Below are 12,123 nucleotides of genomic sequence, written 5' to 3'. Positions count from 1 at the left end.
AACTTCTTAAACTACCGGAAGATTATGTTGTTCACAGTTTGTTGATGGGGACAGGCACCTTTATCTGTTAATGGGGACAGGCACTTTTATCATTCCACCGCCTCTTCGCTCGATATCTGCCAACCGGTACCGTAGTATTGGCTTCTGTACTTCTTGGGAGTCATTCCTGTCTCTTCTTTGAACAGCTTAATAAAATGACTCTGAGAAGAGAAGGACAGATAAGAAGAAATCTCCACAAGCGGAACAGTGCTGTATCTTAGCATATTCTTGGCCTTATCTATCTTGGCCTTTCTGATATAGTCGCTGACTGCGATATTCATTTCGTTCTTGAAAAGTCTTGAAATATAACTAATGGATTTCCCTGTATAATCTGCAATATCTTCAATTGTAATCCTGTCTTTTATATGGCTGTGAATAAAACTAAGGCAATCTGATACCGGCTTGGACAGTGCCTTGGTATTTTTGAGCTTATTCATTCTTTTGGTGTAATCCTGAATCATTTTATTATGAAGAAGCTCAACTTCTTTTTCGCTCTGGATATAATCCAGTTGTCCAATGTAGTAGTCGCTCAGCCTGAAGGAATCCTCCATGTCCATTCCTCCGTCAATACAGATACGGGACATAATGGCGGCGGTTACAACAAAATGGTATTTAAGGTTGGTTACAGGATCTTTTGACAAAATGCCGACACCTTCTTTGTCAAGAAAGCGGTGCTGTCGGCAGTTCTCCATTATCGCATCGATATCGCCTTCCACAACCTGGCTGTAGAAAAGAAGCTCATCGTTTTGCTGTCTGTGCACGAAGTTATCATCATTATTATAAAGATCATTATTTGAATATATTTTATAGGCCATAATACAATCCTTTTTTAGCAAAATCATGACTTTATTTTAGCATAAAATGTCAAGATTATGTTATTTTTTCAATCCATTTGATATATGTTTCCATGGGCGTTTGGTAGTATAGTGCATGTTCGAAGGAACAATATACTGAGTTGTTTTGAGTAACGAGGGAGAATGGGTATGAAGAAAGTATTTTTTAAGAGGGCTTTGCCTGTGGCGCTGTCCATGGCAATGGCTTTCAACATGACTGCGTTTACCAAGTCTGTTAAGGCGGAGGAACAGCAGGAAGGCGACGATGGTTACAGCCTTGTATGGTCAGAGGAATTCGATGGGGACACACTGAATACCGATGACTGGAACGTAGAACAGCACGAACCCGGATGGGTTAACAATGAACTTCAGAGATACACTGCTCTTGATGAGGGCAATATCGAGGTAAGCGAAGGCACACTTAAGATCAAGCCCCATGTAGAAGGCGGCGAGACCAAGGAAGAAAATGCCGAGGAAGAGGTGGCGGTAGAAATAGTTAAGACAGATATTTCATTTGATATATCTGTTCCTGAGAATAAGGCCACTTCAACAGGTGCTATTCAGGTTAATTTCGGTAAGATCGATGATACAGCAGAGGGACAGGCTCCCGGTACAATTCTTGTATCAGATATTTCACTTAAGGATATTACAGAAGGCGCTGATAATGATGCAGAGCTTTTAGCTTCAGATTGGTCATTTGGTGCAAATGCTCCCGGTGAAGGAACTATTGAATATGTTGAACAGGGCATGAAGGTTAATGTAGTAAGCGCCGGTGATGCTAACTGGAACATTCAGATTCAGCAGTCAGGAGTTAGTCTTGAGGCAGGACATAGCTACAGATTTTCACTTAAGGCTGCAGCAGATGTAGATAGAAAGATCGAGCTGTCAATTCTTGATCCCAATAACAATTATTACTGGTATGGCGGATCTGTTGCATCTCTTACTGCAACAGCCTTCGGCGGCAGCCAGGGCGGAAGCGCAGCTTCAGACAGAAAGATCACATCAGGTCGTATCACAACCCAGGGTAAGCATGACTTTACTTACGGAAGATTTGAGACAAGAGCAAAGGTTCCTGTAGGAAGAGGATATCTTCCCGCTTTCTGGCTCATGGCTACTAACGAGAGCTTCTATGGACAGTGGCCAAGATGTGGTGAGATCGACATCATGGAAGTAATGGGACAGAATGTCAGCAAGTCCTTCCACACCATCCATTATGGATATGATTCTTCAACAGGACACAAGGAGAATCAGGGCTTCAATGTACTTAAGGACAGCAACTACGCTGATGAGTATCATGTATTTGCAGTTGACTGGGAGCCCGGACTTATCACATGGTATGTTGACAGCGAGAAGGTATTTGAGACTAACGACTGGTACACAGGAACCGATGATGATAATCAGGTAACTTATCCTGCACCTTTCGATCAGAACTTCTACGTTATCCTTAACCTTGCAGTAGGTGGCAGCTGGGTTGGATTCCCTGATGAGGCTGCTTACGAAGCAATGAACGAGCAGAAGTTCGAAGTAGATTATGTAAGAGTATATCAGAAGTCTCAGGAAGAGTATGAGAGACTTGAGAATGAAGCCAAGAGACCTGAGAAGGTTGAGAAGAGCTTCAGAGAAGCTGATGAGACAGGTAACTATGTAATTAACGGTGATTTTTCACAGGCTATTACTTTTGAAGGTGCTGAGGGAGATGTTGATGACAACTTCAAGCTTCACCTTGAGAGTGACGCAGAAGGTACAGAATTTGCTATCAACAACGGCGAAATCGTTATTACCCCTTCCGTAGTCGGAGAACAGAATTACAGCATTCAGCTCAAGCAACCCGGAATTCCTATGCACAAGGGCTGGGAGTATGAACTTAGCTTTGATGCTTATGCTACAGAAGACAGAGATATTGTTGTAGATGTAGAAGGTCCTGACAGAAGCTGGATCAGATATATGCAGGATACAAATGTATCTCTTTCTAAAGAGAAAAAGAATTATACTCTTACATTCACAATGAATGAGAAGAGTGACGTAAACGGATGTCTTGAGTTCAATCTTGGTAAGCTTGGCAGCACAGCTGCTGTAGCTCTTTCAAATATCAGACTTACACACAAGTCCGGTGAAGAGGTTAAGGAAGATAATCTTAAGACAGTAAGACCTGATGGCAACTATGTATACAACGGTGCTTTTGATCAGGGCGATAAGAGACTTGGATACTGGGAGATCAGCGAAGAGGATGCTCAGTACGTTTCAGTTGTAAATGCAGGCGGTAAGAGAGAGCTTAAGGTTACAGTTCCTAAGGGACAGACTGTTAAAGTAGCTCAGAACAAGCTTTCACCTATCGTAAGAGGCAAGTATGAGTTAAGCTTTGATATCAGAAGCGAAGAGGGTAACGGAAGCGTTTCAGTTGATGTTGCCGGCAATGCTTTTGAAGCAAAGGCTACATCTGAGAACAGCAGCTTTGCAAAGAAGCTTGATATCACAGAAGATAAAGACAGAGATGCTTCATATGTAGCATTCCATTTCAATGAGGCAGGAACATACTATATTGATAACGTATTCCTCACAGAGGCTGCACTTATCAAGAACGGTTCCTTTAATGCAGGACTTGCAGGATTCTCACCTTATATTCATGATTCTGTTACTGCTAATTATGTGATTGACAGCATGAACGGTAATGACAATGCATTTGCTATCACTATCGAAGATACAGTATCAGATACAGCTGATAATGACTGGTATGTACAGCTCAACCAGGATGGAATTACTCTTGAGCAGGGCAAGACCTACAGACTTTCCTTCATGGCTAAGTCCAGTATCGACAGGACTATTAAGTATTGCATGCAGCAGTTTGAGGGAAGCTGGACTAACTACAGCAACACCGGTTCTGTTCAGATCGGCAATGAGTACAAGACCTTTACAAGTGAGTTCACAATGAATTCACCTACAGATACAAAGTCAAGATTCAACATCACAATGGGTTCAGTTGACGGCGTAAGAATTACTCAGAAGCATGATGTATATATCGATAACATCGTACTTGAGGAAGTTGAAGAAGAAAATCCCAGTCAGCCTGCAGATCCTGAAGATCCTACAGACCCTGAGGAGCCTTCACCTGAAGATCCTACAGATCCTGATCAGCCTGTTGATCCTCAGCCCGGTGATGAACCGACAGAACCTACTGAGCCAGAGAAGCCAGAAGGAACACTTATTACAAAGTGGGGTTCAACCTACTATGTAGATGCTGATGGAAATAAGCTTACCGGATTCCGCGAGATTAACGGAGCAACATATTACTTCAAGGAAAAGAGCGGTTCAATGGTAAGATGTGATTACATCAGATTAGAGGATGGAACTTACTACGCACTCAACGATGGTAAGATTGCTAAGTCAATGTTTGTAAAGAAGTGGGGCAGCACCTACGCATATGACGAAGAAGGCAAGCTTCGTACAGGATTGTTTAGTATTGGTGATGATCTCTACTACAGCAATGCGAAAGGATCAGTACAGAGACAGACCTGGATTAAGGTTGATGGCGAGAAGAAGTATTATGCTAAGGCTGATGGAGTACTTGCTAGGAACGAGACGATTAAGAAGTGGGGAAGTTATTATTCCTTCGATGAAAACGGCATTCTCATTAAATGATTTTTCATATACCCCCCTTTGGGGCAGACCTTTACCGGGTCTGCCCCTTTCTCAATTAGTGGACTTTTTATTGAGTATAGATATGAGGTTTGAGATGAGGAGGGGAATTAGGATGGTAGGAATATGGATGAAGATAGTAATCAGTATGAGGAAGAGTATGGTTTATATAGGAAAAATGCGAAAATTTGAGGAGGGAAATTTAGGGGCGAGAGAGGTTAAGTATTGGGGATTTTAGCCGATATATTGAGTGAAGAATTATGGACTGAGTATGTGTATAAGCTGGATATACAGAAAAGTTCCTGCACCTTGAAAAAAGGAGGAAACAGAATGGGTAGTACAGCTACGAATGTAGGTGCTATGATCACGACCTACATGACCGGGGCTGCCACCAATTCTTCCGTAAATATCAGTCAGAAGAACAATGCCGATAAGGCAGCTGCAAGTTTTGACAAAATCCTGAACCAGATATCGGATGTGGTTATTCAGAACAGATCAAGGGATACGGCTAAAGAAGTCTATATCTCACAGGATAATACCAAGCAGAATGTTCAAGTAAAGGAAACTACGCAGACTAAGACTGATACAACTGATAAAGCTCTTAATAATGATTACAAGAAGACTGTAGTTAAAGACGATAACAAACAGGTACAAAACACAGAGACTACAAAAGATGGTAAGGGCAATATTCAGAAGGAAGATAAGGCTGAACCCGGAGACGACTTAAAAGAAGCGCTTGAGAAGGCAGGAGAAGAACTCGCTGAAGAGATTACCGATGTGCTTGATATCTCGGAAGAAGAGCTGATAAACGTAATGGAGCTTCTGGGATTAACCTTTGTAGATCTGTTAAGTACAGAGAATCTACAGCAGGTGGTTACAGCAGCAGGCGGTCAGGAACAAGCCCTGGACCTCATAACAGATTCTGATATATATACTTCACTGCAGGACCTCATGGAGGGTGCGGAAGGTATGAAGAGCGAACTTATGAATGAGTTCGACCTATCAGAAGAGGATTTTGGAGAAGTTGTTAAGGATCCGACTTTCAAAGAGACTTTCGAATCTCATGTGGATTCTTCCAACAAAGTAGATGAGGAACTCATAGAAACAGCGCACAAGAAAGTGGACCTTGATCCAAAACCCATTACAGATAACAAAGAAACCAAAGCATCACAGTCTGAGGGATTCAAAGATATACAGACCACAGAGGAAAGAGAAATCGCTACAGTAGTAAGCACTCAGAAGAGCAGCACTGACAGCGGTAAGCAGAATTTCCAAAGCGGATCTGAATCTGCAAATCTTTTTAACCAGATTGTAAACAACATAACAGAAGCGGTAGATGTACAGGCTACGGGAGCTCTTTCTTACACGGACAGAGCTCAGATGGAGAATATCGTAAGACAGCTTACGGAAAAGATATCAATCATGGCAACAGAGGATAAGACCACAATGGAGCTCTCACTCCATCCCGCATCTCTTGGAAATGTGAACATCATGCTCACCAGTTCCAAGGAAGGAATCGTAGCCAAGTTTACAGCACAGAACCAAATTGTAAAAGAGGCGGTTGAAGCTCAGATGACACAGCTTCAGCAGAAGTTCGACGAAGCGGGAATTAAGGTAACATCAATTGAAGTTACGATCGCATCACACGCTTTTGAACAGAACCTTCAGCAGCAGGACCGAGGTAACGAACCTGAGGAAAATACCAAGAGTGGTAAAAAGGGTCTTCGCAGAATTAACCTGACGGAGATCGGCGAAGCTGAAGAGGAAGAAATGTCGGAAGCAGAGAGAATCGCAGCTCAGATGATGGCAATGAACGGAAACTCAGTCGACTTCAGTGCATAACAGTTAAAATCGCAGGAAGGAGCCGTAACAAGCTCTTTCCTGCATAAAGAAAAAAGGTGAAAGATATGGCAGATCAAAATTCAGTAAGTGCAATTATTAAGAATGGCGAAGTCCAAAATCTCGATAATTCTACTAAGAATAAAAACGTTATGCCTACCGGCTATGATAAGGATTCTTTTTTGCAGATTTTGGTAGCACAGATGAAGTATCAGGATCCTCTTGAGCCTACATCCAACACGGAATACATCAATCAGTACGCTACTTTTACTCAGGTTGAGCAGCTCAGCAACATGGCCAACGCCATGAGCCTTTCAAGAGCATCTGAGATGGTAGGAAAGACCGTAAGGATCACCCAGACCAATGCCGATACCGGTGAGTCCACTCAGGTTGAGGGCGTTGTAGATTACGTTACCTTCAGCGGAAACAAGGCATACCTTAACATCAACGGTACCAATTATTCAATCGATGATGTTACGGAAGTACTTGATACGGATTACACAGATGCGATCAAGGCTGTTGAAGATTTCCAGAAGGCTATCGACAAGCTTCCTTCCAACCTGGATGAGATCAGTGACGAAGAGCATGGCCTTACAATTGATACCATGTACAACTACTACATGAATCTCATGGGTGAGAAGGCACGCAACATGATGAATCCTAACTACTTAACAGCTCTGAAGCAGTATGTAGCACGTATTGATGAGATCAGAGGAGACGATTACAGGAGCTTCAAGATAGAGGAATAATACGCTTTAAACAACTATTAACGATGGAGGAAAAAACAGATGACTATAGATGATCATCGCTTTATGTCCATCGGACAGGTCCAGGATCAGATCAAGACCGGTTCTGTCACGGGAGCAGAGAAAAAGAATACGCAGCAAAACCTTCCGGTAGGTGAAAATTCTTTTGCATCTATCCTAAATAAAGTGCGGGAAAATGCCGATAATAATATCAGCACGGGAGAGTTAAAGTTTTCCAAGCACGCAGCAAACAGACTTAACGACAGAGAGATAGTTCTGACGAAGGATCAGATGGACAGACTTAACCAGGGAACTATAGAGGCATCACAGAAGGGCATCAAAGATTCGCTCATTCTTGTGGACCAGCTGGCTTTTATAGTGAACGTGCCAAACCACACAGTGGTTACAGCAATGGACCAGACAGAGACTAAAAATAACATATTTACGAATATAGACGGTGCAGTGATTGTTTAAGCAGATTGGCCCGAAGGACCGGAAAGGCAGAAGTTCCTGCCGGTGTTAGGAAATCTCAGCTACCTGACTGACAGATGGTAGCATCTTAATCTAAGCAATTCACGCATTCGTCCAAAATCAATCGCAAGATCGTTTCATATTTGATGGAGGACACTGCCTTATGATGAGATCACTTTATTCTGGTGTAGCAGGACTTAAGACCCACCAGACTAAGATGGACGTTATCGGTAACAACATTGCCAATGTTAACACCACATCTTTTAAATCACAGTCTATCACTTTCTCAGACCTTATGTATCAGACCACACAGTCAGCATCCGGCGCAACCCTTACAAAGGGTGGTGTGAATGCCCGCCAGATTGGTCTTGGTGCAAAATCAGGTGCTATCAACACCGCAATCGAATCCCAGGGTGCAACCCAGACAACAAATAACCCCTTTGATATCATGATCACCGGTAAGGCTTTCTTCGTAGTAAATAACGGTAAAGAAAACCTCTACACCCGTGACGGTTCCTTCTACATTGACGGTGCCGGCAACCTGGCAATGCAGTCAAACGGTTATTTCGTAATGGGCTGGAATGCAGTTGAAGATCCTGAGACAGGTGAGATCACAATCAATAAAAACGGCGAGCTCTCAAATCTTCAGATCATGAGCGCCAACAATACAACCTATAGCCCTGCATCAACAACTCAGGGACTTTTCAGTGGAAACCTTGATGACAACGACAAGAACATCAATTCAGACGAAGGAAAGACAGTAACTCTTGAGTTCTACGACAACAAGGGCTATCTCTACACAGCAAAATTCAACGTTAAAGATACAGAGGATCCTAACGATCACATGTTTTCAATTCAGCTGATGGACATCCTTGATTCCAACGGAACTTCCATCGGTGATGAAAGACTTGCATCAGTAAAATTCGGAAGCGTTGAGACTACAGATAACGATATTAAGGCTTTTAACAAGGAAAAATACGAAGTTGAGACTGATAATACAACAGAAGAGACAACTGTTTACCTGCCTTCAGGATCAGCTCTTTTCAACGAAGCATTTGTTCCTCAGACGGGTCAGCTGAAAGATATCTTATCAACAACTTATAGTAAAAAAGAGTATGCAGGACTTCTTGAGACCTGCTACGGAATAACAGACAAGCAGCTCCTTAATCCTTCGACAACTGAAGATAAGGCTAAGTTCTCGGGAATTTCAACAACTTCAACCTACAGCATTGCTTCTGACGGATCCATTACAATTACCAGGAACTGGCAGGATGATTACGCATACGCTAACGCAAATTTCCAGTATAAGAGCAATGTAAATGCCAAGGCTAATTACTATATTCCCAATGACCCTAACGATACTGTGATCTACAGTGCCATTCCTGAGACAGAAGCTCCCGAATCAGCAGCAGATCTTTCCAAGAAGACTCTGAGCAAAGTATTTAATCCCGATGTTTCCGCATATGCAACAGCAGCTTACAACTACGAGTTTGAGCATGGCTCAACAAGTGATAAGATCACATTCTATAACAAGCTCGCACTTGAGACAAAAAAGAGCCTTACAAATACCACAAGTAACACACTTCTTGCATATAAGACTCAGTTTAGCGGACTCGAGGATGTTCTTCCCGCTGATGTAACCTCAGGACTTAAGTATTCATTTGATGGAAAGACCCTCAACATTGAATATCTTCCTGCAGGAGAAGCCACATTGTCAAAGACAGCTGATCCTGACGATCATACAATAAAAGATCTGGATACTACTGAACAGTACACTGTAGACGGAACACCCTATGCACCTGGTACATATCCTTACAATATTACAGTTATCAAGACTGCCCTCGATGCTATAAATGGTTCTTCAATATCTGAAGACGAAGAGTATTCAATCACTACAATGCAGACCAACCTGAATAGTTATAAGACCGGAAATACAATTACACCGGGAAGTCAGGAAGAAAAAAATGTAATCGCAGCAACCAAGTTTCTTCAGGATTTAAAAGCTGAATACGGCAGCGATGCAGAAAATTTCAAGCTTGAGAACTTAACAGGAACACCTACGACAATAGTTACCAGAGCTTACACAGAAGCTGATAAGATCACCAAGTCCTTCAACCTTAATCCTGTAACTACAGCAACAACTAACGGTTATTCACTTGATGTTCCCAACTACATCCTCTGGAACACAAGCGCAGCCGGAGATTACGGCTATTACTTCAATGAGACTGAAGCTGATATAAGCAAATTTGATGAAGACATGCTTCAGACAGTTTTCAACCTTGATAAGAGCGAATATTCTGATGCAGGTATCAACTATAACGTTAAGATCAATGCATCACAGCTTTCAGTTTCTTATTCCAAGCCCTCAGATCCTATAAGCATCGATACAAACAATTACTACACAGACGGAAATGCATCTGATGGATATCAGGTAAAGAATAAGAACAGAACAAGTAAGTATAAAAACCTCGACGGAACAGATGCAACTATCCCGATCTCAGGAAATATCAAGGATCTCCTTTCAACAGGAACAACCAGATACGCCGGAGTTCTTAGGGATGTATATGGATTATCCGATAGCGACGCAAGACAGTATGGTACAGACGGTACATATAAGATCGATCCTACAGACGGAAGTATCAGACTTTCAACAGGTTCTCAGACAGTAAGACTTCTGTTCGATTCAGCAACAGGTAAGATCATTTCTGCTAACGGAAATACAGATAACCAGAAGGTTAGCATGTATTTCGCAGAGGACAGAGTGTTCTATGAAGGAAACGAAGCCTTTGGTTTCCAGGTTAAGAATGAGAATGATAAGGATGAGATTGCAAAAGAAGGTACCATCGAGCTTGATTTCTCAACAGTAACCAACTACAACACCAATGGTTCAGCTACGATCAAGGCTGTTAAGGGTGACAAGAAGTCTCTTAATACCGGACGTGCGGTAGGTGAGATGAATGGTGTTACAGTTTCTACAGACGGACAGATCTTTGCAACCTATTCAAATGGACAGACTAAGCTTCTTGGACAGATTGCATCTGCTGAGTTTGCTAATGCTTCAGGTCTTACCAAGGAAGGAGATAACCTGTATAAGTCATCACTTAACTCAGGTGAGGCAACTATTCAGGATATTACAACTGATGGTGGTTATATGAGTACGGGTGTTTTGGAGATGTCTAATGTGGATCTGTCGTCACAGTTTACGGAGATGATTACGACACAGCGTGGATTCCAGGCCAATAGCCGTATTATCACCGTATCCGACACACTTCTTGAGGAGCTTACAAACCTTAAGAGATAATTAAGATTTTGGTTCCCCGTTGTCTATGGCAGCGGGGAATTTTTGTGTTGGTGGATACCCGGACGCTCCATGGGGGATTATGAAGGGCGGTTACTGAAATATTCGTAAAAATGCATCTCACGGTTCTGGGCATTGCAATGAGTCCTGGGCATGAAATGGTCGTGCATAAGGCACTCGCATTTCATAGGTCTCATTTCCATAGAACCGAAATCGATGAATTTTTACGAATATTTTCATGGACCGCCTTGCGTAGTTTCTTCTAATGGAGCTGTGTACGGATATTAGAAACAAACAAAAATGTTTCCCCGTTTGAGATATTGACAAGTGGGAATATTAAAATTTTAATAATCGTTAAGGTGGTGTAATGTAATCAAAGTGATGTCGGATTTATCCACACCATGTCCATGCTACTTTTTATGAAGGGGGGAAGTTTAGATGTGCAGGGCGGTTCCTGGAAATATTCATAAAAATGCATCTCACGGTTCTGGGCATTGCAATGAGCCCTGGGCATGAAATGGTCGTGCATAGGCACTCGCATTTCATAGGTCTCATTTCCATAGAACCGAAATCGATGAATTTTACGAACATTTTCATGGACCGCCTTGCGTAGTTTCTTCTAATGGAGCTGTGTACGGATATTAGAAACAAACAAAAATGTTTCCCGTTTGAGATATTGACAAGTGGGAATATTAAATTTAAATAATCGTTAAGGTGTTGTAGTGTAATCAAAGTGATGTCGGATTTATCCACACCATGTCCATGCTGGTTTGGGGGAGAGAGGAGATTTTATGAAGATAGAAAAAGCCTCGACTCAAGGAGTCGAGGCATATGAAAATGCTTAGGTTTGCTTGTTTGCTTCGTCGTATTCTTTACAGATCTGTTCTCTGAACGTAGGATCATCAAGGGCTTTTACCATGTCGGAATTGCGTCCTGAATCAAGGAGCCATTTGTATACAAGACTTATATGGCTTTCACCTTCTGCACGGCCTTCTGCACGGCCTTCTGCACGGCCTTCTGCACGGCCTTCTGCACGGCCTTCTGTACGACCCTCAGCAAGACCGGCTTCACGTCCTTCGGCGAGGCCTTCTTCTCTGAATTGATGCTTATAACTATTTATGGTAAGCATTTCAAGTTCTTCATTAGTTATCATTTTTCTAACCTCATGATTCTCTGAAAACTTGGCAACGTCCTTATAAAGATCTAAAAGAAAAGGATTGCTTCGTATTGCCTCTCTTACAGCGGGATGATTGATATCTGCAAT

General features: G+C 42.3%; 7 protein-coding genes and 1 pseudogene. 6 read left to right on the top strand and 2 right to left on the bottom strand.

The window, feature by feature from the left end; all coding sequences use genetic code 11:
* Window positions 1-89: 89 nt before the first annotated feature.
* The gene (locus G588_RS0109045; RefSeq protein WP_022778416.1) at window positions 90-854 is read right to left on the bottom strand and encodes an AraC family transcriptional regulator; all 765 of its coding nucleotides are present in this window, start codon (window positions 852-854) and stop codon (window positions 90-92) included.
* A 168-nt stretch (window positions 855-1,022) separates the two neighbouring features.
* Here G588_RS0109045 and G588_RS21505 point away from each other — a divergent pair, with 168 nt between their 5' ends.
* The 6 genes from G588_RS21505 (at window position 1,023) to G588_RS23000 (ending at window position 10,862) form a co-directional block, all read left to right on the top strand.
* A complete protein-coding gene (locus tag G588_RS21505; RefSeq protein WP_022778415.1) occupies window positions 1,023-4,508 on the top strand; it encodes a carbohydrate binding domain-containing protein in 3,486 nt (1,161 codons plus the stop codon).
* Window positions 4,483-4,743, top strand: coding sequence for a hypothetical protein (locus G588_RS22490; protein WP_155830775.1), 261 nt, complete (start codon window positions 4,483-4,485; stop codon window positions 4,741-4,743). Before G588_RS21505 ends, G588_RS22490 begins: the two co-directional genes overlap by 26 nt.
* A 92-nt stretch (window positions 4,744-4,835) precedes the next feature.
* Complete coding sequence (locus G588_RS0109030; RefSeq protein WP_022778413.1) at window positions 4,836-6,347, top strand: flagellar hook-length control protein FliK; 1,512 nt, start codon at window positions 4,836-4,838, stop codon at window positions 6,345-6,347.
* Window positions 6,348-6,412: 65 nt separating this feature from the next.
* On the top strand, window positions 6,413-7,093 hold the full coding sequence (locus G588_RS21500) for a flagellar hook capping FlgD N-terminal domain-containing protein (RefSeq protein ID WP_022778412.1): 681 nt from the start codon (window positions 6,413-6,415) through the stop codon (window positions 7,091-7,093).
* Between the two features lie 39 nt (window positions 7,094-7,132).
* Window positions 7,133-7,564: a TIGR02530 family flagellar biosynthesis protein gene (locus tag G588_RS0109020; RefSeq protein ID WP_022778411.1), complete on the top strand. Its 432-nt coding sequence runs from the start codon at window positions 7,133-7,135 to the stop codon at window positions 7,562-7,564.
* A 160-nt stretch (window positions 7,565-7,724) separates the two neighbouring features.
* Window positions 7,725-10,862 (top strand): flagellar hook-basal body complex protein, encoded by a 3,138-nt coding sequence (locus tag G588_RS23000; RefSeq protein WP_051139927.1) that lies wholly within the window; start codon window positions 7,725-7,727, stop codon window positions 10,860-10,862.
* Between the two features lie 838 nt (window positions 10,863-11,700).
* Here G588_RS23000 and G588_RS22995 read toward each other — a convergent pair.
* Window positions 11,701-12,123, bottom strand: a pseudogene (locus tag G588_RS22995) (hypothetical protein); the annotation flags it as partial.

It is taken from the genome of Butyrivibrio sp. AE3009 (assembly GCF_000420845.1).
GTDB lineage: Bacteria > Bacillota > Clostridia > Lachnospirales > Lachnospiraceae > Butyrivibrio.
Note: the sequence above shows the minus strand (reverse complement) of the source record. Positions and strands in the feature narration are given on the sequence as shown.

What these genes read in the sequence shown, in the direction of transcription:
- G588_RS0109045 (WP_022778416.1), bottom strand. Translation starts at nt 854, where the DNA reads ATGGCCTATAAAATATATTCAAATAATGATCTTTATAATAATGATGAT.
- G588_RS21505 (WP_022778415.1), top strand. Translation starts at nt 1,023, where the DNA reads ATGAAGAAAGTATTTTTTAAGAGGGCTTTGCCTGTGGCGCTGTCCATG.
- G588_RS22490 (WP_155830775.1), top strand. Translation starts at nt 4,483, where the DNA reads ATGAAAACGGCATTCTCATTAAATGATTTTTCATATACCCCCCTTTGG.
- G588_RS0109030 (WP_022778413.1), top strand. Translation starts at nt 4,836, where the DNA reads ATGGGTAGTACAGCTACGAATGTAGGTGCTATGATCACGACCTACATG.
- G588_RS21500 (WP_022778412.1), top strand. Translation starts at nt 6,413, where the DNA reads ATGGCAGATCAAAATTCAGTAAGTGCAATTATTAAGAATGGCGAAGTC.
- G588_RS0109020 (WP_022778411.1), top strand. Translation starts at nt 7,133, where the DNA reads ATGACTATAGATGATCATCGCTTTATGTCCATCGGACAGGTCCAGGAT.
- G588_RS23000 (WP_051139927.1), top strand. Translation starts at nt 7,725, where the DNA reads ATGATGAGATCACTTTATTCTGGTGTAGCAGGACTTAAGACCCACCAG.